Genomic DNA, 22,109 nt, shown 5'->3' on the forward strand with positions numbered 1-22,109 from the left:
GGCTCTCGCGCCTGATCAATGCTCCCTGTTCGACATCTCAGTCGTCGGCGCCGCGGGCCGCCAATGCTTCGCCCATTGCGTCCGCGGTCATCAGGGTGCCGACGATGACCGGCACTGCGAAGGATCGCAGCGAGAATCCGAGCCCTCGCGCCTTGCGTGCCTCGGACACCTGTGTGATGACCTCGAACATCAGCGGGATACACCGGATCGTCATTGCGAGGAGCAAGGCGATCCGTTCGGGATTGACGCCGAAGCGTCGCAAGGGTGTCAGAAATCTGGTGATCGCGTCGAGCATCTCGGAGATCCGTGTGGTCAGACCCATGATCGCCGCGAAGGCGATCGAAATGATCAGAACCCCGCAAACGACGGCCGCTCGCTGCCATCCCGCGACTACCAGCTGGAACGCCCCGATGAAGAGCAACATCCACAGCGCCGGACGCAGCTGCCGGATTGCAGTCATCGGAGGAATGCGCGCAATCGCGTACAGGGCCACAACTACGATCGTGGGAGCTGCCAGTTGCCACGGCTCACGCACGAAGATCGAGACGGCGAGAATGGCCACGACCAAGGCGAAGAGCTTGATTCCCGTCGGCATCCGGTGCAGGAGTGAGCAGCCCGGTCGGTAGACGCCGAGAGTGGTCACGAGACCAACGACCGGTAGTGATCGATGGAGTCGGCGGGGGAGCCGTCAGCGACGACGCGGCCTTGGTCGACGACCAACACCCGTTCGAAGGATTCGAGGAGATCGAGTTGGTGGGTCACGACGATCAGTTGCTGATCGAGTGACGCGAATACCGAGCTGATCAGCCGAGAGTTGCGAAGGTCGAGGAGCGTGGTGGGTTCGTCGGCGACGAGTACGTTCGGTTCCGTCACCATGATGGCCGCGAGCGCGAGGAGCTGTTTCTGCCCGCCCGAAAGCTGGTGGGTGGGATGGTCGGCGTGCCCGGCGAGGCCGTAGCGTTCGAGCACCGAGGCCACCTTTGCGGCGCGCTCGGCTTTGCCCAATCCGCTACGGCGGAGCGAGAATTCGATGTCCTCGGCAACCGTCGGCATCACGATCTGGTGGTTGGGATCGGTGAAGACGAATCCGACCTGCTTGCGTACGTCGCGGCCCTTCTTCGCCGTGTCCAAGCCGTTGACGTGGACGTGTCCTTCCGTTGGAACGACCAGTCCGTTGATCATGCGAGCGAGGGTCGACTTGCCGCTTCCGTTCGCACCCACGATTCCGATTCGCTGCTCGCTCAGTCGCAGATTTATCTGCTGCAGGACCGTTCGTTCACCGAAGCTGTGTCCGACGTTCTCGAAGACGATCTCACTCATCGGAGATTAATTCGCCACCACGGTCTTGTTCGACGAGATCACCGAGTCGCGCAGCAGTGCTGGGTATGCCCGATGAACCTGGGACGCGACCAACGCGGTGACGACCGCTTTTGCGGCGTCGAGAGGAATGAAGGCGGCGTTGGCCGACCATGCGGCAACGAAGCTCATGTGTCCGCGGACCATCATTCCGACGATGCCGAACGCGTAGAGAATGACCACGCCGCCGAGAAGGTTGATGCCGATGCCCGCGATGATCCGGTACTTGGGCAGCATCTTGGCAGTCAGCCATCCGATGACAAACGCCGTCGGGATCCAACCGATGAGGAATCCGGCTGTCGGGCTGGAGAGAGACACGAGTGCGGTGCGACCGCCGGCAAGGACCGGTAGACCGACCAATCCCAGGGCAATGACCGTCAGGACGGCGAGAACACCCTTGCGCGGTCCGAGTAGAGCGCCGGCCATCATGACGCCCATGGACTGAAGTGTGATCGGCACGCCGGAAATGCCGATGTTGATCGACCCGGGGAGGCCCAGCGCGATGATGAGTGCGGCGAAGACGGCTACATGCGCGAGATCGCGAGCGGGGAAACGGGTCGTAGACACTGCGGACGTGCTCCTTCGGCATACGGGATCGAACTTCGCGAGTTTACGCCAGGAGCAAGCTCCGATGGGTTGGACACCTGACCTGCGTGAGGGCCGGTCTCGGGGTGAACCCTGATCTTTACCTGAACTTGCCGCTGAGCTGCTGCTTTGTCACGCCAGACCTGTCAGGCTGGTTCTACGGATGAAGCAGCACCTGTCCGATTCGACTGATTATTCAACGGCACGTTGGAGGTAAGCATGTTTTGGAAGATCGTTTTGGCCGTCGTCCTGGTGTGGGTCGCACTCGCGGTGGTCGGTGCCCTGATCAAGGGGCTTTTCTGGGTTTTGGTTGTCGGCGCCGTCGGCTTCGGAATCTATTTCCTGGTGAAGGCGATGTCGGGAAGTGACGACAATTCGCCCGCTTCGCGGTTCTGACGGGCAAGATCTGCCCTATGGAAAACTTCCCCGAGGACTGGCAGCGCGCGATTGTCATCGTGGCGCATCCCGATGACATCGAATACGGCGCAGCCGCAGCAGTGGCGCAGTGGACCGATCGCGGCAAAGACGTGCGATATGTCCTGGCCACGCGCGGCGAGGCCGGAATCGCCGGTCTGTCGCCCGAGGAGTCCGGCCCGGTCCGCGAGGAAGAAGAGCGTCGCTCGGCCGCGATCGTCGGTGTCAGTGAGGTGGAGTTCCTCGGCCTGCCCGACGGTCGTCTCGTGGAAGGCTTGGAGTTGCGCTCGACTCTCGCCGCAGCAATTCGTCGTCACCGCCCGGAATTAGTGGTGACGATGAACTTCTCCCATACCTGGGGACCTGGCTACCTCAACAGCGCGGATCACCGAGCGCTCGGGATCAGCGTCCTGGACGCGACCGCTGATGCGGCGAACGAATGGATCTTTCCGTCATTGACGGCGCAGGGACTGGCGCCGTGGTCCGGCGTTCGGTGGGTTGCGGTCAACACGATGACTCCTACACACTGCGTCGACGTGACGTCGACGGTCGATCGCGCCGTGGATTCGCTCGCGGAACATGCGCGATATCTGGCGGCGTTGAGTTCCACGCCGATCCGGGAACAGGCGCGCGCACAGATCGACATGGTCAGCGGACCGAAGCCTGGATTCGACGCCGAGCGCGCAGTTGGTTTCGAGTTGTACTATTTCTGATGATCTCTGAGCGAGAGAACTCGCAAGTCCCGACGGGATTACCGGTGACTTGTCCGGTATTGTGTTACATACGATGGTAATCCGTAACGCAGATGGCCCAATTGTCCCTCGCAAGGCAGACGGTCAGCGCATCCCCAGCCGCGAGATCGACGACGTGATTCTCGACGCAGCAAGGTCGTGTGTCCTCGATTTCGGAATGCAGCGAACCACACTGGCGGAGATCTCGCGTCGCGCCGGCGTGAGCCGGCCGACCGTCTACCGGCGATGGCCGGACACGCGAGCCGTCGTCGCGGATCTGCTCACCCGGGAGATTCGATCGGTGCTGCCCGAGGTGACCTTCACCGGGTCTGCGGCCACATTGCTCGTGGAAGCGATCGGGGACGTCGTCGGCCAGATTCGCGACCATCCGCTCTTCGTGAAGATTCGGCACGCTGATCAAGAGTTGCTCACCACCTACATCGTGGACCGACTCGGCGCGAGCCAGAAGTCGATTCTCGAACTGATCACTTCCGTCGTCGCTGCCGGTCAACAAGACGGTTCGATTCGCGAGGGAAGCGTCAACGAGATTGCGGCGATGGTTCTACTGATGGCTCAGTCCGTCGTCATCTCCGCACCGACTCTCGAGCCGGAACTTTCCGCCGACGCGTCGGTCGAGCAACTCAGACATGCGGTCGCTGCGTATCTGGCACCTGCAAAGAATTCGGGAGAATAGCTGTGGACCCTCGAGATTCAGCAGGCAGTGATTCAGCAGGCGGCGATTCAGCTCTCAATGCACACCGGCGTACTCGTGAGCTCGAGCAGTTGGCGAACGGCGATTCGGTTGACGTCCTGGTCATCGGCGGCGGAATCACCGGTGTCGGTGTCGCTCTCGACGCCGTGACTCGTGGGCTCAGTGTTGCGCTGGTCGAAAAGCACGACCTCGCGTTCGGCACCAGCCGCTGGAGTTCGAAACTGGCACACGGCGGCCTTCGGTACCTGGCTTCCGGCAATGTCGGTATAGCGCGTGAAAGTGCGGTCGAGCGCGGCATTCTCATGACGCGCACCGCGCCGCACCTCGTTCGCGCCATGCCTCAACTCGTACCGCTGTTGCCCGAAACGTCGTTCTTCGGGAAGGCCCTGGTGCGTACCGGTTTCCTGGCCGGTGACGCTCTGCGCATGTCGGCGCGAACCCCGGCTTCGGTTTTACCCAGATCACGGACGGTCAGCGCTGCGCGGGCGCGCGAATTGGCTCCCGCGGTCAAGCAGGAGAACCTACGAGGCGCCTTGACCGCGTTCGACGGGCAGCTCATCGACGACGCCCGGCTCGTCGTCGGCATCGCCCGAACCGCAGCGTCCTACGGCGCGCGAATCCTGACCCGCGTCGGTGCATACGACGTATCCGGAACGTCGGCCACCTTGCGCGACGAGTTGACCGGGTCCGAGTTCTTGATGCGTGCCCGCGTCGTGGTCAATGCGACCGGTGTCTGGGCTGATCAGGTCGACTCCAGCATCACCCTGCGCCCCAGCCGCGGGACGCACCTGGTGCTCGATGCAGCGCGATTGGGGAACCCCACGGCAGCACTGACCGTGCCGATTCCCGGCGAGACCAACCGTTTCGTCTTCGCGCTGCCCGCGCAGCTCGGCCGGATCTACCTCGGGTTGACCGACGAAGCAGCGCCGGGACCGGTGCCCGACGTACCGACGGCGTCCGAGGACGAGATCGACTTCCTGCTCGACACCGTGAACACGGCGTTGGAAGTTCCGCTGACCCGTGAGGACGTCTTGGGGACCTTCGCGGGTCTGCGTCCGCTGCTGGACACCGGTGAAGGCTCGACGGCCGACCTCTCGCGCAATCACGCTGTAGTCCGTTCGGACTCGGGCTTGGTCACGGTGGTGGGCGGAAAACTCACGACGTACCGCAAGATGGCCGAAGACGCCGTCGACGCCGCGGTCGAGGTCGGATCGCTGAGCGCCGGGGCGTGTCGGACACGCGCGTTGCCGCTGGTAGGCGCTGCATCACCGGTGGAATTGAAAAAGATCAAGGCACCGGCGTCGTTGGTGGCGCGATACGGCGCAGAGGCCGAGGTCGTGGCCGCGGCGAGCAGCGATCGACTCCGATCGGTTGCGGACTTGGAGATCTGCGGCGCCGAGTTCGATTTCGCGGTATCGCATGAAGGCGCACTCGACGTCGACGACGTCCTTGATCGCAGGACGAGAATCGGATTGGTGGCTTCGGATCGCGAACGCGCACTGGGTGCGGCGGAACAGGCCTTTCACTCGGTGTGACACTCTGATCCGGTGCGTGTAGCCGTTGTTGCCGGGCCGGACCCGGGTCATGCTTTTCCCGCAATAGCGTTGTCGCTGGCGTTGATCCAGGCCGGCGACGACCCGATTCTGTACACGGGGACCCGGTGGGTCGAGGCAGCGCGAGCGGCCGGCGTGGAATCCGAGCCTCTCAAGGGCTTGGCCCCGCGGCCGGGAGACGACGATCTTGATGCAGGCGCTCGGATTCATTCGCGCGCCGCCTATATTTCCACCGAACTGCTTCCCGACCTGAAATCCGTCTCCCCGGATCTCGTCGTCTCCGACATCCTCACTGCCGGAGGCGGATTGGCCGCCGAACGACTCGGCATCCCCTGGGTGGAACTTTCGCCTCACCCGCTGTACTCACCGTCGCGGGGGTTACCGCCGATCGGCAGTGGGCTCGCGCCCGGCATCGGAATTCGTGGTCGACTTCGCGACACCCTGATGCGCGCCGCAACAGGACGTTCGATCAAGCAAGGGTTGGCGCAGCGCTCGCAGGCCCGTGTCGGCATCGGGCTACCCGCCCTGGATCCAGGCCCGCATGCTCGCCTGATCGCAACACTTCCGGCACTGGAAGTGCCGCGTCCCGACTGGCCGGAGCACGCTCACGTCGTCGGCCCGCTTCTCTGGGAGCCGACCGAGGTGATTCTGGATCCACCGCCAGGTGACGAACCGCTGGTTATGGTGGCGCCCTCCACGGCGCACACCGGCGCAGTGGGAATGTTCGAGGGCACGGTCGAAGGACTCGGCGGCGCCGGTGTGCGGCTGATCGCGTCGATGCTCGACGGAGCCGAAGGCGAGCATCCCGATTGGGTTCGTGCAGGTCTCGGACGCCAGGACGCGATGCTGCGTGACGCGTCGGTGTTGGTGTGCGGCGGCGGGCACGGCATGTTGGCGAAGGCCTTGCTGGCCGGCGTGCCGACGGTCGTCGTTCCCGGGGGTGGGGACCAGTGGGAGTTGGCCAATCGCGCTGCGCGGGCAGGGACGTCGGTGATCGTGCGGCCCGCAGATGCCCGCTCGATTCGCGATGCCGTACTGCAGGTGCTCTCCGACAAACGATTCGCGGAAGCTGCGATGTCCGCTGCCGCGACTGCGTCGCAGGTCACCGATCCGGTGGCGGTGTGCCGACAGGTGGTCAACGGCGGTGTGACGGCGTGAGCATGTTGCGCCTGAATGCAGGTGCACCGCTCTGTGGACTACGGTGGCGGCTGTGCGGTTGACCGAATTTCATGAAATGGTGCGCGAAGAGTTCGGGCAGGTACGAGGCGACTCGATGCTGATCGACCATGTACTCCAGAGTCTCGACGGAATGACTGCTGCGGAGGCCGTCGAAGCAGGTTGGGAGCCTCGCGAAGTGTGGCGTGCGCTCTGTGTGGAGTTCGACGTACCGCCCGCCCGCCGCTGATTTTTTCGGCGTGTCGAACGCCTCCCATCTTCTGTTCGAACACGTGTTCGTCTATGCTGAAGCTGTTCGGTGGTGACGCTCCTTTCGTAACTGCGAACTTTCGGTTATCGACAAGCACGGTTATCGACAAGCACAGTGATCGACAAGCACAGTGATCGACAAGCGCGAAAGCAAGATCGAAAAGTCTGTCGGTGGCCGGATCTAATCTGATCGCAACACACCAACAGGGTCGGCTCAGGCAGGCGCTGAAGAGACGGAGTCTGCTCAGGCAGGCACTGAAGACTGAAACAAGGATGGGGATCACGATGGCACCACAGGCACCTGATCGGGACAAGGCACTCGACCTCGCGTTGGCGCAGATCGACAAGAACTTCGGCAAGGGTTCGGTGATGCGCCTGGGCGAGGGTGTTCGTCAGCCCATCGCCGTCATTCCCACCGGTTCCATCGCGCTCGACGTCGCGCTGGGTATCGGCGGACTGCCGCGTGGCCGCGTCATCGAGATCTACGGCCCGGAATCTTCGGGTAAGACCACCGTGGCACTGCACGCAGTTGCCAATGCTCAGGCCAACGGCGGCATCGCGGCGTTCATCGACGCGGAGCACGCACTCGATCCCGACTATGCAGCCAAGCTGGGCGTCGACACCGATGCACTCCTGGTTTCGCAGCCCGATACGGGTGAGCAGGCCCTCGAAATCACCGACATGCTGATCCGTTCGGGCGCCCTCGACATCGTCGTGATCGACTCCGTGGCCGCTCTTGTTCCTCGCGCCGAGATCGAAGGCGAGATGGGTGACAGCCACGTCGGTTTGCAGGCTCGACTGATGAGCCAGGCACTGCGCAAGATCACCGGTGCCATGAACAACTCGGGCACCACCGTCATCTTCATCAACCAGCTTCGCGAGAAGATCGGCGTGATGTTCGGTTCTCCCGAAACCACCACCGGTGGTAAGGCACTGAAGTTCTACGCTTCGGTCCGCCTCGACATCCGTCGTATCGAAACTCTCAAGGACGGTACCGACGCAGTCGGTAACCGCACTCGAGTCAAGGTCGTCAAGAACAAGGTCGCGCCGCCGTTCAAGCAGGCCGAGTTCGATATTCTCTACGGCCAGGGCATCAGCAAGGAAGGCTCGCTCATCGATATGGGTGTCGAGCACGGGTTCATCCGCAAGTCCGGCTCCTGGTACACCTACGAAGGTGACCAGTTGGGTCAGGGCAAGGAAAATGCTCGTAAGTTCTTGCTGGAGAACACCGATATCCGTGACGAGATCGAGAAGAAGATCAAGGAAAAGCTCGGTATCGGTGCTGACGTCACTGCAACCGACGAAGCTCCCGCCGACTTCTGAGTTCAGTCATGAGCTTCGACGACGGTGACAACGGCGAGAATGCTCGTGAAGAGTACGGCGCTACTCGGCGTCGATCCCGTCAACGATCCGAGAAGCCGTCGCAACGCGCAGAAGGCGGGACAGAGGCGCAGGCCAAAGATGCTTGCCTGCGCCTCCTGACCGACCGGGCGCGCAGCCGCTCCGAACTGGAAACCAAGCTGAGCGGACGCGGCTTCGAACCCGAGATCATTACCAAGGTCCTCGATCGACTCCAGGAAATCGGGTTGATCGACGACGCGGACTTCGCGAACCAATGGGTTCATTCGCGGCATACGTACTCGGGCAAGGGAAAGCGTGCGCTTGCAGTCGAGTTGCGGCTCAAAGGAATCGACCAGGACGTCGCTTCCGAAGCGTTGTCGCAGATCGATCCGGAAGATGAGCGCGAGCGAGCAGCGGAGCTGGTTCGGCGGAAGCTGAAGAACAAGCCCGTCGATGATCGTGACAAGGTCACGCGTCGACTGGTCTCGATGCTGGCACGCAAGGGATATTCAGCTGGGATGTCGTACGAGGTGGTCAAAGCCGAGATGGCGGCGGTCACCGACTCCTAACGAAGTGCAGCATTCAGAACAACAGGGCGGGGGTACCACCGAAATTCGGTGGTACCCCCGCCCTGTTGTGTATTCGCGCTAACGCGGCCGGATTCGACTCACGGCTCCATCTGATTCACGGCTTGGTCAGGTCCATGCCCGGAACCGAAACGGCTGGGTCGGCGGACGGAGCCGCGATGGGGCCCTTGCCCTTTCGCTTTCCGGAACGCAGGCGCTTCTCCACCTTGGTTGCCAGGAAGGTCAGAGCCGAGTTGAGAGCGATCATAATCGCGGCGACCACGATGAGCGCCGGCAGGAAGTTTCCGTAGAAGGTGCCGAGCTGTTGGGCCTGACGCACCAGCTCGACATACCCGATCAGGTAACCGAGGGCGGAGTCCTTCAACGCCACGACCATCTGTGAAATCAGTGCCGGGAGCATGGCGGTAACCGCCTGGGGGAGCAGGATCGTCACCATGATCTGCGTCTTGCGCATGCCCAGTGCCTTGGCGGCCTCACTTTGCCCTCGTGGGAGTGAGTTGATTCCGGCACGGACGATCTCGGCGATCACTGACCCGTTGTACAGAGTCAGACCCACGACGACTGCCGCGAGTGCGAGGTACTTGGACTTGAAGACCTCGTATTCGGCGAACACCTGATACGAGAAGATCATCAGAATCAGAACCGGTACTGCTCGGAACAATTCGACGATGACGCCGCAAATCTTCCGAATGATGTTGTGCTCGGAGAGTCGGCCGATACCCAGGGCAGAACCGAGGATGAGCGCGAAGACGATGGACATCGCAGCCGCGATCAGCGTTCCCCGGATGCCGGGTATCAGATACGTTGTCCACGACGTGGATTCGAGGAACGGATCCCACTTCGCTGCTGTCAGCTGGCCCTTTTCGTCGAGTGCGCGGTAGATGACGTAACCGATTGCGACCATGAGTGCAGCGACGACAAGGGATGCGAATCGGTAGAGATTTCGCGCTCTGGGGCCGGGCGCGTCGTAGAGGACTGTTGCGCGGTTGCTCATCGTGAAACCTCGAATCGCTTGCTCAGCTTGCCGAAGATCAAGCCCATGGGAAGTGTCAGGATCACGAAACCGACAGCGAAGATTCCACCGACGACGAAGATCGCCGCTTCGTTTTCGATCATCTTCTTCATCAGCGCTGACGCTTCGGATACGCCGATCACCGCGGCGATGGTCGAGTTCTTGGTCAGTGCGATCAGCACGCTACCCAGCGGTGCTGTGACCGCGCGAAATGCCTGAGGCAGGACGATCAGCCGAAGATTTTGTGCGAACGACAGACCGAGTGATCGGCCCGCTTCGGCCTGGCCGACCGGAACGGTATTGATTCCCGATCGAAGTGACTCACACACGAACGCGGCGGTATAGACACTGAGGCCGAGTACTGCGAGTCGGAAGTTGTTGTCTGTCAAGAACGTCGGTGAGTCCGACTTGGCGAGATTGACTCCGAGCGTCTGCGACAGACCGAACAGACAGAACAGCAGAATCAGTGTCAGGGGGGTGTTGCGGAACACGGTCACGTACGCGGTACCCAGGAATCGGGCGACCGGAACCGGTGACACGCGCATGGCCGCGATCAGGACACCGATGATGACGGCGCCGATCGCGGAGAAGAACGTCAGCTGGATCGTGGTCCAGAAGGCTTCCAGAATCTGGTCGCCGTACTTGCTCAGAAGGTTCACTTGCCGTCTCCCCAGATCACGGGATCTCCGTTGGTGGCGTCACGCGCTGCGGCTCCCGAAGTGGGGAGCCGCAGCGCGATTGACGGTGAAAAAAGCAGGTCAGTAACGATCAACGGTGGGCGGGGCCGGGATGGGGTAGCCCGAAGCACCAACGGTGTTGTTGAAGGCTTCTTCCCACGCGCCGGTGGAGATCATCTTCTCGATGGCATCGTTGATCTTGCCGCGACCCTCGGAATCGTCCTTGGCCAGGCCGACACCGTACTTTTCGGTCGTGAACGGTTCTCCGACGACCTTCAGCTCGCCCGGGTACTGGGCGGCGTAGCCGGCGAGGATGATGTCGTCGGTGGTGACAGCGTCGACAGCGCCGTTGCGCAGAGCCTCGACACAAGCGGAGTAGGTGTCGAGCGGCTGGAGCTGGACGTCCTTTGCGTAGTTGTCCTGGATGTTCTGCGCCGGAGTCGAACCCGACACCGAGCAGAGCTTCTTGCCGCCGGTCAGGGAATCGGGGCCGGTGATGTCGGTGTTGTCGGAGCGAACGAGCAGCGACTGGCCTGCGATGAAGTACGGGCCGCCGAAGCTGACCTTTTCCTTGCGCGTGTCGGTGATCGAGTATGTCGCGACGATGTAGTCGACCTCGCCGTTCTGGATCAGGGTCTCGCGCTGGGCTGACGGAGATTCCTTGAAGGTGATGCCTTCGGGCTTCACGCCGAGTTCGTTTGCGATGTAACGGGCTACCTCGACGTCGAAGCCGGAGAAGGTGCCGTCAGGGTTGCGCTGACCGAGGCCGGGCTGATCGAACTTGATGCCGACGGTGAGAGTGCCGTCGGAAGCGCTCTCGGTGATCGACTTGTTCTCCTCGCCGCCGCCACAGGCCGTGGCAGCGAACGCAATGGCCATGATTCCGATTCCGAAACGGACGGAACGATTGATCTTCATGAAGATCCTCTCAGTTGTCGACACACGAACAGTGCAGTCGAGATGAACGGTGCAGCCGAGGTGAACGGTGCAGTCGAGCAAGTTGTCTTGTGGACGAGGACAGGACTGTCGGAGGGGAGACTGTAATCAGTGCGTGAGGATCTTGCCGAGGAAGTCCTTGGCCCGATCCGACTTGGGATGGGTGAAGAACTCTTCGGGCGTGGTGTCTTCGACGACCTGGCCGTCAGCCATGAACAGCACACGATCGCCGGCTTTGCGCGCGAAGCCCATCTCGTGCGTGACCACGAGCATGGTCATGCCTTCCTTCGCGAGGGAGGTCATGACGTCGAGGACTTCGTTGACCATCTCGGGGTCGAGAGCGGAGGTGGGCTCGTCGAACAACATCACCTTCGGCTGCATCGCAAGAGCGCGAGCAATGGCGACACGCTGTTGCTGACCGCCGGAAAGCTGCGCCGGGTACTTGTCGGCCTGATTGGCGATACCGACACGTTCGAGCAACGCCTGCGCGGTCTTCTTGGCTTCGTCCTTTTTTGCCTTGCGGACCTTCATCGGTGCGAGCATGACGTTCTCGAGGATCGTCTTGTGCGCGAACAGGTTGAAAGACTGAAAGACCATCCCGACGTCGGCACGAAGTGCGGCAAGTGCTTTGCCCTCTTCGGGGAGCGTCTTTCCGTCGACGGCGATGGTGCCGGAGTCGATGGGTTCGAGGCGATTGATGGTGCGGCACAGAGTCGACTTACCGGAGCCCGACGGACCGAGGACGATCACCACTTGGCCCTTGGGTACCTCGAGATTGACCTCTTGCAGGACGTGAAGTTCCCCGAAGTGTTTGTTCACCGAGGTCATCGAAATCATGGATGTGGAATCGCCGGAGGTGGTCGGCGTCGTCGCATCGTCGGCTTGGGTCATAAACGAGAACCTTAGGCGTAGTTTGCGTCGACGCCCGTGATTTCGCCATGGTTCTTGCCATATGTAATGGAAATTTTACTGTGACGACGTTTATGTCGCGTTTCGGCTGTTTATCAGGGCGTTATTACACGTCGTAGTGGACGTGAGCTAGGCTGAAGCGTGTCACTGATCGACGAAATGTCCCCTGCACTTCCGGAGCCGACTGCAGTTCCGGAGGCAACTGCTACGCCTGTTCGCACCTACGAGGTGCGGACGTACGGCTGTCAGATGAACGTCCACGATTCCGAGCGACTGTCCGGTCTGCTCGAGGACGCCGGGTATTCGAAGGCGGAGACCGGAACCGATCCTGATCTTGTCGTCTTCAATACGTGTGCGGTCCGCGAGAACGCGGACAACAAGTTGTACGGCAACCTCAGCCAGCTCGCCCCGAACAAGGAGGCGAACCCCGACATGCAGATCGCGGTCGGTGGGTGCCTGGCGCAGAAGGATCGTGACACCGTCGTCAAGAAGGCGCCGTTCGTCGATGTCGTCTTCGGCACTCACAACATCGGCTCGCTTCCCGCGCTGCTCGACCGTGCGCGCCACAATCAGCGCGCCGAAGTCGAAATCCTCGACGCGCTGGAGGCATTTCCGTCGACACTGCCCGCCAAGCGCGAATCCGCCTACGCGGGTTGGGTTTCCATCTCGGTGGGCTGTAACAACACGTGCACGTTCTGCATCGTTCCAGCTTTGCGTGGCAAGGAAGTGGATCGACGTCCCGGCGACATTCTGGCCGAGGTGCAGGCACTCGTCGACGAGGGTGTCTCGGAAGTGACCCTGCTCGGACAGAACGTCAACGCCTACGGCGTGTCGTTCGCCGATCCGGAACAACCGCGCGATCGCGGAGCCTTCGCTTCCCTCTTGAAGGCATGTGGACACATCGACGGCCTCGAACGGGTCAGGTTCACATCGCCGCACCCGGCAGAGTTCACCGATGACGTCATCGAAGCTATGGCAACCACTCCCAACGTCTGCCCGCAACTGCACATGCCGTTGCAGTCCGGTTCGGACAAGGTTCTCAAGGCGATGAAGCGCTCATACCGCAAGTCGAAGTACCTCGGGATCATCGAGAAGGTGCGCGCCGCAATGCCGCACGCCGCCATCACCACGGACATCATCGTCGGGTTCCCGGGGGAGACGGAAGAGGATTTCCAGGAGACGCTGGACGTCGTGCGTAAGGCGCGATTCTCCAACGCCTACACCTTCCAGTACTCCAAGCGCCCGGGCACGCCGGCGGCGGAGATGGCCGATCAACTCCCCAAAGAGGTTGTCCAGGAACGCTACATGCGATTGCTCGCGGTTCAGGAAGAAGTGAACATCGAGGAAAATCGCAAACTCGTCGGCACCGAGGTAGAACTGCTGGTGGCTGCGGGTGAGGGCCGCAAGAACGCAGCGACTCACCGTCTCAGCGGTCGCGCGCGAGACGGCCGCCTGGTGCATTTCCGACCCGAGGGAAACCTCGACGGCACAATCCGACCCGGCGACGTGGTGACGGTCGTCGTCACCCACGGAGCACCCCATCACCTCGTGGCAGATGACGGAGTGCTCACACACCGTCGGACCCGCGCCGGTGATTCGTTCGAAAAGGGCATCACACCCAAGACCCCGCCCATCGGCGTAGGTCTCGGACTACCGAAGATCGGTGCCCCAGCCCCACAACCCGTCCAGATGGGATGCAACGCATGACCTCGCAACACGAGAACAAGACACCTCAGCCGGGCGACGACGCCTTCGAGGGCTACCGCAAGGACCTCGACGACGCGGAACGCAAGGTCGCGGGAGAAATCGATCCGGGTGCGCGCGCCATGGTTGTCGCGGTTGCGGTGCTCGTGCTGGTCGGCACCCTTGCACTGCCCCATGCGGGAGTGGCGAACGGTTGGGATGTGCTCGCGTACAACCAGGACGCCGAAAGTGAACGGATTGCACTGTTCTCACGCTTGTTCGTGTGGTTCGTTGTCATCTTCGGCATCGGATTCTCGATGCTCGCGCTCGTGACGCGGCGCTGGAGTCTGGCGTGGGTCGCGCTGGCCGGTAGTGCCGTGGCGAGTGCGCTGGGAATGATGGCCGTCTGGTCACGTCAGACCATTCCCGCCGGATTCAACGTGGCAGGACCGTCGATCGGGCTGGTCGTCGGATGGTTTGCCGTCGTGTTCTTGACGTTCCATTGGCTCAAGGTGGTCTGGACGCGAACCAACATTCAGCTCGCCGCCGAGGAGCAACGCCGGATCGCTGCGGCTGAAGCCGAGAAGCATCAGGAATGGAACGTCGGCTGACACGGAAGTTCTCTTAGCCAATAGCGCACTACAACGCCGGCTGACTCCTTTCGGAGTCAGCCGGCGTTGTAGTCGTACTCGTTTGTCGTCTGCTACTCGCTGACAGCGCTCTCGGCTGCTTCGGCCCACTCACGCCACTGCTTTGCCTGAGCGAGAGCCTTCTCGGCGTCCTTCGTCTTGCCGGCAGCCTGAGCCTTGGCGGCCTGCTCCTCGAACTGGCTCACCCGCTCCTTGAACTGCGCGACCCGGGCAAGTGCTTCCGGATCGGTACGACGCCACTCGGCGTCGACGGCGTCGCGCACCTTGGTTTCGATGGCCCGGAGCTTCGCTTCGAGTTCCTGCATCCGGTCGCGCGGCACCTTGCCGATCGCGTCCCACTTCTCCTGCAGGTCGCGCAGCGCTGCACGAGCATTCTCGAGTCCGTGCGCCGGGTCGATGTTCGCGTTCGCAGCGAGCAGCTCTTCCTTCGCGACTGCGTTCTGCTCGAATTCGGCGTCGCGCTCGGATGCAGCAGCGTTGCGTGCGGCGAAGAACACGTCCTGAGCGCCCTTGAAGCGCTTCCACAGGTTGTCGTCGGCCTCGCGCGGTGCGCGGCCGGCAGCCTTCCACTCGCTGAGCAGATCGCGGAATTCTCCAGCGGTCTGTCCCCATTCAGTGGAGGTAGACAGCTTCTCGGCGCGCTCGACCAGTTCTTCCTTCGTAGAACGTGCGCTCGCACGATCACGATCGAGTTCGGCGAAATGCGCTCCACGCCGTCGGTTGAAGGACTCGCGAGCCTTGGAGTACCGCTTCCACAGTGCGTCGTCGACCTTGCGGTCGATTCCGCGAATCGTCTTCCACTCGTCGAGAATCTCGCGCAGTCGATCACCCGCGGTCTTCCACTGGGTCGACTCCGAACCGATCTGTTCGGCCTCGACTGCGAGGGCCTCCTTGCGGGCGGTGCTCGCGGCGCGAGACTGTTCCTTCTCTTCCTTCGCGTGCGCTGCGGCCTCGTCGGACCCGGCAACGATCACGTCGAGTCGGCGGGCCAAAGCGTCGAGGTCACCGATCACGGCAGCGGTGGAGAGGGATTCGGACAGAGCGATGGCGGCAGCCTTGGTTTTCTTGGCGTCTCCGGCGCCCGACGTCAGACGAGCCTCGAGTAGCGAGACCTCGGTCGCGAGGTCGTCGTAGCGACGACCGAAATGGGCGAGGCCCTCGGTGGCGTCCCCGGCCTGCCACGAACCGATCTGGCGTTCACCGTCAGCGGTCTTCACCCAGGCGGTTCCGTCTTCCTCGACGCGGCCGAACTTGCTCGGGTCGCTGGCCGGCGCGGCGGTGACGGCATGCGAGGCTGCCGGGCCGGGGCGAGGTGCTCCGGGGCGGGGCGCACCGGGGCGTGGTCCACCAGGTTTGGGAGCACCGGGTTTGGGTGCTGCCGGGCTCGGGCTGGCCGAACTGCTGTCGGCGCCGGTGGTGGGTTCACTGTTCTCGGTCATCGGTCCTCGTCTCTGCCGCGCGTCACGGCTGCCTGATCGCATTCCTGGTTCCATTGAACCCGGTACTCACGTTCTCCGACTATTGAATCAGGTAAGAGGGTGTGAGGTCGCCACCTCGGGGTCGACTAGCGTGGCAACTGTGTTGACTTCCGCTGTTCTCGTCCCCTCGGCGCCGTTACTCGTGCCGGAATTGTCCGGTGATTCGGCCGAGTCCGCTCAGGTGCGCGCTGCAGCGATAGCCGCCGTGCGCCGGCTCTCTCACGAGGCGGTTCACTGGGTGGGCGTCGGTGTCGGCCCCGAGAATGCAGAACCCGAGAATGCAGCAGGCGAACGCTGGCGATCGGGCGTCGGACGTGGGCAGATCGGTACTTTCGCGGGATTCGGCGCCGATGTCCGGACGTCCCTGGACGCGGATGCGGCAGGTGAACCGCTGCCATCTCTCGAACTGTGCGCCCTTGTTGCCGGCTGGCTGCGTGCCCGAGCGGACGTGGAGATCACCGTCGACATGCACGTCGTCAGTGCAAAGGCGTCGGTGAATGAATGTCGTGAATTCGGGCAGCAGCTGCGCAAGCAACTCGACAGCGACAACCGACCGCAAGGGCTTCTGATCGTGGCTGACGGTGCGTCCACGCTGACGGCAAAGGCGCCCGGAAGCTTCGACGAGCGCGCCGCGGGCGTGCAATCAGCGATCGACGATGCCCTGACCGCCGGTGACCCGGAGGCGCTTCTTGCTCTCGATCCGCAGCTCTGCCGGAGTGTCGGAGCCCAGGGGCGTGCGGCGTGGCAGGTCCTGGCCGGTGTCTTCATGGACTCGTCTCGGTCAACCACGACACGTTCGGTGGTCGACTACAGCGACGCGCCGTTCGGCGTCGCTTACCACGTCGGGACGTGGCGGCCGTGAACGTCCCTGAAGAACTTCGCCCGATCGCAGTTGTCGGTCCGACCGCATCGGGAAAGTCCGATCTCGCGTTGGCACTGGCCGAAGAATTCGGCGGTGAGATCATCAACATCGACGCGATGCAGCTCTATCGCGGCATGGATATCGGGACCGCCAAACTGACGCCGGCCGAGCGTCGCGGGATTCCGCATCACCTGCTCGACGTTCTCGACGTGAAGGAGACCGCCACCGTCGCGCGTTATCAAAGCGACGCGATCGCGATCGCCGAGAATCTGATCGCGGCGGGCAAGGTTCCGGTGATCGTCGGCGGATCCATGATGTACGTCCAGTCTCTGCTCGACGAATGGTCCTTTCCGGCAACGGATCCCGAAGTTCGCGCGAAGTGGGAGGCAGTGCTGGCCGACGGTGGGGTCGGTGCGGTGCATACGGCGCTTGTTGCTGCTGATCCGGTAGCGGCGGCGTCGATACTGCCGACGGACGGTCGGCGGATGGTTCGGGCGCTCGAGGTCGTCGAGCTGACAGGTCTGCCGTTCGCGGCCTCAGCTCCGCAGATCGGTGACCCTCGTTGGGGAACCCGCATTCTCGGCGTGGATCGGGATACGGAAGAACTCGACACACGGATTCGGTTGCGAACCGAACTGATGTTTTCAGGCGGACTTGTCGACGAAGTCGCCGTACTCGTCGAGCAAGGATTGCGTGAGGGCATCACAGCGCCGCGAGCCATCGGCTACGCACAGGTGCTCGCACATTTCGACGGTGAATACGATCTGGCCGAGGCACTCGAACGGACGTTCATCGGGACGCGGCGCTACGTTCGCCGCCAACGATCATGGTTCCGTCGTGACGCACGCGTGCACTGGCTCGACGGTGCCGATCCGGAGCTGGCTCGCTCGGCCTTCGCTGCCCTTGCAGATCGCGGCCTGTAACACGATCGTGCCGATCAGCTATCTTACAGTTAGCTCTTTTCGCGATTCATTCGTTTCGCGATCGACGGACTGGAGGACAACGAACATGGCGCAGACCGGGGCACACGCGCGACCGAGAGGCCGACGCGCGGGTCGGCTGCCGCTTCTCCTACTGCTCGTCACATTTCTCGCGGTCGGCGGGGTGCTCGTCTATTTTGCGGTGAGTGCGGCCGGGAAGCCCATCAGCGCACCTGTTCCCGAAGCACCCTTCGACGTGGGAGCCCCAACCGATCCAGGGGCGAGTTGGGCGCCTGCGCCAACGGATCTGCCGCCGAACACGCTCGCGATTCCCGATCTCGATGTGCGAGCCGACATCGTGACCAGTGGGTTCGGCGCCAACCGCGGAATGATCCTTCCGCATCCTGACAAGGTTTCGCATTTCACCAACGGTGTGCAGTTCGGATCTTCGGAGGGCACCAATCTTGTTGCCGGCCACGTCGACGACGGGGATCGCACGCACGGCGCCTTGTGGGCGCTGCACCAGATGAAGCCCGGAACACCGATCTACGTGAGCGACGACACCGGAACGATGTTCACCTATCACGCAGCGAGCCTGAAGCTGTACGAAAAGGTGGCTTTGCCGGCCGAGTTCTTTTCCGAAACGGGTGCGCCCAGGCTGGTCCTCGTGACCTGCGGCGGCGCAACCGTGCCCGACCCCTCGTTGCCGTCTGGATTCACGTACGAACAGAACGTGGTGGTCACCGCGTCACCTGCGTGAGTCGGTCGGTAGGTCCGGATAGGATGGCGACCATGGATTTCAGTAAGGGCCACGGCACGCAGAACGACTTCGTTGTTCTCCCTGACCTCGACGTTCGGGTCGATCTCGAGCCGGCGCGAGTTTCAGCGTTGTGTGATCGTCAGCGTGGCCTCGGCGCCGACGGCATCCTTCGTGTCGCCCGGGCAGGCGCACTTGCGGACGCGGGCGTGCTCGGTGCGCTGCCCGACGGCGTCGCTGCCGAAGACTGGTTCATGGACTACCGCAACAGCGACGGCTCCATCGCGGAGATGTGCGGAAACGGAGTTCGCGTATTCGCCCACTATCTCAAGGCCTCGGGCTTGGAGAGCAAGGACGAGTTCGTGGTCGGCAGTCGTGCCGGAGCGCGTCCGGTCGTGGTGCACGGCTACGACGCCACACATGGTGACGTGACCGTGGCGATGGGCCCGATCAAGGACCTCGGCACCAGTTCGGCAACAATCGACGGCCGCGTCTTCGCCGGCGTCGGCATCGACGTCGGTAATCCGCATTTGGCGTGTGTCGACGAGCACGTGACGGCAGAAGTTTTGAGTGCGCTCGATTTGAGTGTTTCTCCGGGCTTCGATCCGGGGTTCTTCCCGCACGGGGTCAACATCGAGATCGTGACGCCGATCCACGACGGTGGGGTCCACATGCGCGTACACGAGCGTGGTGTGGGCGAGACTCGTTCCTGCGGAACCGGAACGGTCGCAGCTGCGGCCGCGGCGCTGAAGTTCGACGGCCGAGACGAAGGCTCGGTGCTGGTGCGCGTGCGCGGCGGCGAAGTGCAGGTCACCGTCGAAGGCGGCGAAGGGTCGTTGCGGGGGCCCTCGGTTCTGGTGGCGAACGGGACGATCAGCGATGCCTGGTGGCAATCGCTCGTGTGATATCGCCCGCGGGAAATACGCCTGCAGGAAACTCGTGTGATATCGCCCGCGGGAAATACGCCTGCAGGAAATACGGATGCACCGTGGCCAGGTTTCGTGGGACCATGGATCTTGTATGACGAACACACATGAAAACGAAGAGTCCACCGCTCACGAGCAGTCCGAGTACGCGCAAGCCGAATACACGGCAGCGTCCGCATCGGGCAACCCGTCGACCGGTGAGATGCAACTCGCAGATCGCGGCGCTCTGCGCCGCGTGGCCGGTCTGTCGACCGAGCTCGAGGACGTCACCGAAGTCGAGTACCGCCAGCTTCGACTCGAAAGAGTTGTCCTGGTCGGCGTCTGGACGCAGGGAACTGCCGAGCAGGCCGAGGCGAGCATGACCGAGCTGGCCGCACTGGCAGAGACAGCCGGCTCCGAGGTCCTCGAAGGACTGGTTCAGCGCCGCGACAAACCCGACGCTGCCACCTACATCGGTTCCGGCAAGGCTCAGGAACTGCGCGAAGTAGTCCTGGCGACCGGCGCCGACACCGTCGTCTGCGACGGTGAGCTGACGCCGGCGCAGCTCACGGCGCTGGAGAAGATCGTCAAGGTCAAGGTCATCGACCGGACGGCTCTGATTCTCGACATCTTTGCTCAGCACGCCACGTCTCGTGAGGGTAAAGCCCAGGTGGCTTTCGCTCAGATGGAATACATGCTCCCGCGTCTGCGTGGTTGGGGCGAGTCGATGTCGCGCCAGGCCGGTGGCCGTGCCGGCAGTAACGGCGGTGTGGGCCTGCGTGGTCCCGGTGAGACGAAAATCGAGACGGACCGTCGCCGTATTCGTGAGCGCATGGCAAAACTGCGCCGCGAGATCAAGGGCATGAAGGCCGCCCGCGACACCAAGCGCACACGTCGACTGCAGAGTGACATCCCGTCGATCGCCATCGTCGGATACACGAACGCGGGCAAATCGAGTCTGCTCAATTCGCTCACCGGATCCGGTGTGCTCGTGGAGAACGCGTTGTTCGCCACCTTGGACCCGACAACTCGCCGCGCTGCACTCGACGACGGCCGCGAGTACGTACTCACCGACACGGTCGGCTTCGTGCGACACCTTCCGACTCAGTTGGTCGAGGCATTCCGTTCGACTCTCGAGGAAGTGACCGACGCGGATCTGCTTCTGCATGTCGTCGACGGTTCGGATCCGTTGCCGACAGAACAGATCAAGGCTGTGCGGGAAGTCGTCACCGATGTTCTGCGCGAGACGGATTCGAAGGCTCCGCCGGAGTTGATCGTGGTCAACAAGATCGATGCGGCAGATCCGGTTACCTTGACGCAACTACGTGGTCTGTTGCCTGGTGCCGTGTTCGTCTCGGCGCGGACCGGTGAAGGAATCGCTGAACTACGAGCACATCTCAGCGAGGTGCTGGTTCGGCCGGAGGTCGAGGTCGACGTGCTGGTGCCGTACACGCGCGGTGATCTGATGGCTCGAATCCACTCGGACGGAACGATTTTGGAATCGACTCACGAAGAGGCGGGAACGCGGGTGCACGCACGCGTGCCACAGATGTTGGCCTCGGCATTGGTGGAGTACGCACCTAGTGCGTAGTTTCGGGGCCGTGGTTGCGGTGCTTGCTGCGACTACGGCAACCGCACTGCTTCCCGGAGCGCTCGCACAGGCGTCGTCGTTCGAACCGAGCGAGTTCGCCCCACTCTGTACACCTACCGATCCTGCGCTCCAGGAGTTGTCGGGGATGGTCGTCGTCGACGATCGGATCTACGCGATGGGTGACGGCGGCAGTGACGACTTCGTATTCGAAATGGACCTGAACTGTGTTGTCCAGAAACAGATTCCGGTTCCGATCGATCCATACGACGTCGAAGATCTTGCGGTGAGTGGTCGAACGCTCGTTCTGTCGGATACCGGCGACAACCTCCGAACCCGCGACACGGTGGCGTTCGTCACGATGGACCTCGATTCCGGTGACGGTACGTTGCACCGCCTCACGTACCCGGACGGCGCGCACGACACCGAATCGATTCTGCTCGACCCTGATGGCCATGTGTTTGTCGTGACCAAGGAATTGTTCGGCTCCAGCAGTGTCTACACACCCGTCGGGGATCAGAAACTGAGTGACTTGGCGCAACCCGGCCCGACGCCGCTCGAGCGCGTCGGAGCCGTATCTCTCGGACCGGAGAAGTCCGTGTCGGTGATGTTCACCGGGGGAGCGGTGTCGTCGGACGGTTCGGCGATCGCGCTTCGGAGTTACTCCGATCTGTACCTGTACGAGGTCGTGGACGGCGGAATCGGCGCGACGCTCACCGATACCGAACCCCTGCGGATCCCGCTCCCGACGGAGCCTCAGGGCGAGGCCGTGGCATTCAACGACGCGGGCGATGTTCTGATCGGATCGGAATCTGCGGGTGGAGCTTTGCCGCCGGTTCACGTGATGCGCGCGCTCGTGGAAGCGACCGAATCGACGGCTGACTCGTCTGCCGGTTCGGTCGGCGTCGGGGTCGATCCATGGACGTTCGTGTGGGCCGGATTGGTCGCGGCAGGATGCGCGCTCGGGGGCGCGGCGTTCGTGAGATCTCGACGACGCCGCTGATTCCCACCAATTCCACGAATTCGCA

Annotated in this window: 24 protein-coding genes; 16 read left to right on the plus strand and 8 right to left on the minus strand. The window is 62.7% G+C overall.

Annotated features, from left to right (window positions below; genetic code table 11):
- Nucleotides 1-37: 37 nt before the first annotated feature.
- Genes RA302_RS13065 through RA302_RS13075 form a run of 3 tightly spaced genes read right to left on the minus strand, consistent with a single transcriptional unit; the run spans nucleotide 38 to nucleotide 1,923 of the window.
- Complete coding sequence (locus tag RA302_RS13065) at nucleotides 38-643, minus strand: energy-coupling factor transporter transmembrane component T (RefSeq protein WP_019748187.1); 606 nt, start codon at nucleotides 641-643, stop codon at nucleotides 38-40.
- A complete protein-coding gene (locus RA302_RS13070; RefSeq protein WP_021333596.1) occupies nucleotides 640-1,320 on the minus strand; it encodes an ABC transporter ATP-binding protein in 681 nt (226 codons plus the stop codon). Before RA302_RS13070 ends, RA302_RS13065 begins: the two co-directional genes overlap by 4 nt.
- A gap of 6 nt (nucleotides 1,321-1,326) precedes the next feature.
- On the minus strand, nucleotides 1,327-1,923 hold the full coding sequence (locus tag RA302_RS13075; RefSeq protein WP_019748189.1) for a biotin transporter BioY: 597 nt from the start codon (nucleotides 1,921-1,923) through the stop codon (nucleotides 1,327-1,329).
- 237 nt (nucleotides 1,924-2,160) lie between these two features.
- Here RA302_RS13075 and RA302_RS13080 point away from each other — a divergent pair, with 237 nt between their 5' ends.
- From RA302_RS13080 to recX, 8 genes are all read left to right on the plus strand, one after another.
- A complete protein-coding gene (locus RA302_RS13080) occupies nucleotides 2,161-2,337 on the plus strand; it encodes a hypothetical protein (protein WP_003942133.1) in 177 nt (58 codons plus the stop codon).
- Nucleotides 2,338-2,354: 17 nt separating this feature from the next.
- Entirely contained in the window at nucleotides 2,355-3,068 is a 714-nt protein-coding gene (locus tag RA302_RS13085; RefSeq protein WP_019748191.1) for a PIG-L deacetylase family protein, read from the plus strand.
- A 73-nt stretch (nucleotides 3,069-3,141) separates the two neighbouring features.
- Nucleotides 3,142-3,780 carry a TetR/AcrR family transcriptional regulator gene (locus RA302_RS13090; protein WP_019748192.1) on the plus strand — a complete coding sequence of 213 codons (639 nt, stop codon included), beginning with the start codon at nucleotides 3,142-3,144 and terminating at the stop codon, nucleotides 3,778-3,780.
- 2 nt (nucleotides 3,781-3,782) lie between these two features.
- Nucleotides 3,783-5,333, plus strand: a complete 1,551-nt coding sequence (locus RA302_RS13095; protein WP_060938478.1) for a glycerol-3-phosphate dehydrogenase/oxidase — start codon at nucleotides 3,783-3,785, stop codon at nucleotides 5,331-5,333.
- 12 nt (nucleotides 5,334-5,345) lie between these two features.
- Nucleotides 5,346-6,509 carry a nucleotide disphospho-sugar-binding domain-containing protein gene (locus tag RA302_RS13100; protein ID WP_070797202.1) on the plus strand — a complete coding sequence of 388 codons (1,164 nt, stop codon included), beginning with the start codon at nucleotides 5,346-5,348 and terminating at the stop codon, nucleotides 6,507-6,509.
- 52 nt (nucleotides 6,510-6,561) lie between these two features.
- The gene (locus tag RA302_RS13105; protein WP_003942185.1) at nucleotides 6,562-6,756 is read left to right on the plus strand and encodes a DUF3046 domain-containing protein; all 195 of its coding nucleotides are present in this window, start codon (nucleotides 6,562-6,564) and stop codon (nucleotides 6,754-6,756) included.
- A gap of 305 nt (nucleotides 6,757-7,061) precedes the next feature.
- Nucleotides 7,062-8,099 (plus strand): recombinase RecA, encoded by a 1,038-nt coding sequence (gene recA, locus RA302_RS13110; RefSeq protein WP_007735170.1) that lies wholly within the window; start codon nucleotides 7,062-7,064, stop codon nucleotides 8,097-8,099.
- An 8-nt stretch (nucleotides 8,100-8,107) separates the two neighbouring features.
- Nucleotides 8,108-8,686, plus strand: a complete 579-nt coding sequence (gene recX, locus RA302_RS13115) for a recombination regulator RecX (protein WP_099697704.1) — start codon at nucleotides 8,108-8,110, stop codon at nucleotides 8,684-8,686.
- Nucleotides 8,687-8,801: 115 nt separating this feature from the next.
- Here recX and RA302_RS13120 read toward each other — a convergent pair whose 3' ends face one another.
- The 4 genes from RA302_RS13120 to gluA form a co-directional block, all read right to left on the minus strand.
- Entirely contained in the window at nucleotides 8,802-9,698 is an 897-nt protein-coding gene (locus RA302_RS13120; RefSeq protein ID WP_007735172.1) for an amino acid ABC transporter permease, read from the minus strand.
- On the minus strand, nucleotides 9,695-10,375 hold the full coding sequence (locus RA302_RS13125; protein WP_019748198.1) for an amino acid ABC transporter permease: 681 nt from the start codon (nucleotides 10,373-10,375) through the stop codon (nucleotides 9,695-9,697). Before RA302_RS13125 ends, RA302_RS13120 begins: the two co-directional genes overlap by 4 nt.
- 99 nt (nucleotides 10,376-10,474) lie before the next feature.
- Nucleotides 10,475-11,311 carry a glutamate ABC transporter substrate-binding protein gene (locus RA302_RS13130; RefSeq protein WP_020907523.1) on the minus strand — a complete coding sequence of 279 codons (837 nt, stop codon included), beginning with the start codon at nucleotides 11,309-11,311 and terminating at the stop codon, nucleotides 10,475-10,477.
- 126 nt (nucleotides 11,312-11,437) lie between these two features.
- On the minus strand, nucleotides 11,438-12,166 hold the full coding sequence (gene gluA, locus RA302_RS13135) for a glutamate ABC transporter ATP-binding protein GluA (RefSeq protein WP_007735175.1): 729 nt from the start codon (nucleotides 12,164-12,166) through the stop codon (nucleotides 11,438-11,440).
- Between the two features lie 231 nt (nucleotides 12,167-12,397).
- On the opposite strand from gluA, the gene miaB reads away from it, so the two are divergent.
- On the plus strand, nucleotides 12,398-13,945 hold the full coding sequence (gene miaB / locus RA302_RS13140; RefSeq protein ID WP_020907524.1) for a tRNA (N6-isopentenyl adenosine(37)-C2)-methylthiotransferase MiaB: 1,548 nt from the start codon (nucleotides 12,398-12,400) through the stop codon (nucleotides 13,943-13,945).
- Entirely contained in the window at nucleotides 13,942-14,532 is a 591-nt protein-coding gene (locus tag RA302_RS13145) for a hypothetical protein (protein WP_243617211.1), read from the plus strand. The genes miaB and RA302_RS13145 overlap by 4 nt, the downstream gene beginning before the upstream one ends.
- A 92-nt stretch (nucleotides 14,533-14,624) precedes the next feature.
- Here the strand turns inward: RA302_RS13145 and RA302_RS13150 are convergent, their stop codons facing one another.
- Nucleotides 14,625-16,010 carry a DUF349 domain-containing protein gene (locus RA302_RS13150; protein ID WP_019748202.1) on the minus strand — a complete coding sequence of 462 codons (1,386 nt, stop codon included), beginning with the start codon at nucleotides 16,008-16,010 and terminating at the stop codon, nucleotides 14,625-14,627.
- Between the two features lie 139 nt (nucleotides 16,011-16,149).
- Between RA302_RS13150 and RA302_RS13155 the strand changes: the two genes are divergently transcribed.
- The 6 genes from RA302_RS13155 (at nucleotide 16,150) to RA302_RS13180 (ending at nucleotide 22,084) form a co-directional block, all read left to right on the plus strand.
- Nucleotides 16,150-16,911 carry a class III extradiol dioxygenase subunit B-like domain-containing protein gene (locus tag RA302_RS13155; RefSeq protein ID WP_243617212.1) on the plus strand — a complete coding sequence of 254 codons (762 nt, stop codon included), beginning with the start codon at nucleotides 16,150-16,152 and terminating at the stop codon, nucleotides 16,909-16,911.
- Nucleotides 16,899-17,834, plus strand: coding sequence for a tRNA (adenosine(37)-N6)-dimethylallyltransferase MiaA (gene miaA, locus RA302_RS13160; protein ID WP_243617213.1), 936 nt, complete (start codon nucleotides 16,899-16,901; stop codon nucleotides 17,832-17,834). Before RA302_RS13155 ends, miaA begins: the two co-directional genes overlap by 13 nt.
- An 85-nt stretch (nucleotides 17,835-17,919) precedes the next feature.
- Complete coding sequence (locus RA302_RS13165; protein ID WP_070797206.1) at nucleotides 17,920-18,591, plus strand: class F sortase; 672 nt, start codon at nucleotides 17,920-17,922, stop codon at nucleotides 18,589-18,591.
- A gap of 32 nt (nucleotides 18,592-18,623) precedes the next feature.
- A complete protein-coding gene (gene dapF, locus RA302_RS13170) occupies nucleotides 18,624-19,493 on the plus strand; it encodes a diaminopimelate epimerase (RefSeq protein ID WP_243617214.1) in 870 nt (289 codons plus the stop codon).
- 115 nt (nucleotides 19,494-19,608) lie between these two features.
- Complete coding sequence (hflX, locus tag RA302_RS13175) at nucleotides 19,609-21,084, plus strand: GTPase HflX (RefSeq protein ID WP_003942213.1); 1,476 nt, start codon at nucleotides 19,609-19,611, stop codon at nucleotides 21,082-21,084.
- A complete protein-coding gene (locus RA302_RS13180) occupies nucleotides 21,077-22,084 on the plus strand; it encodes a hypothetical protein (protein ID WP_243617215.1) in 1,008 nt (335 codons plus the stop codon). Before hflX ends, RA302_RS13180 begins: the two co-directional genes overlap by 8 nt.
- The last annotated feature ends 25 nt before the right edge of the window (nucleotides 22,085-22,109 follow it).

Source organism: Rhodococcus sp. DN22 (assembly GCF_036669995.1).
GTDB classification, from domain to species: Bacteria; Actinomycetota; Actinomycetes; order Mycobacteriales; family Mycobacteriaceae; genus Rhodococcus_F; species Rhodococcus_F erythropolis.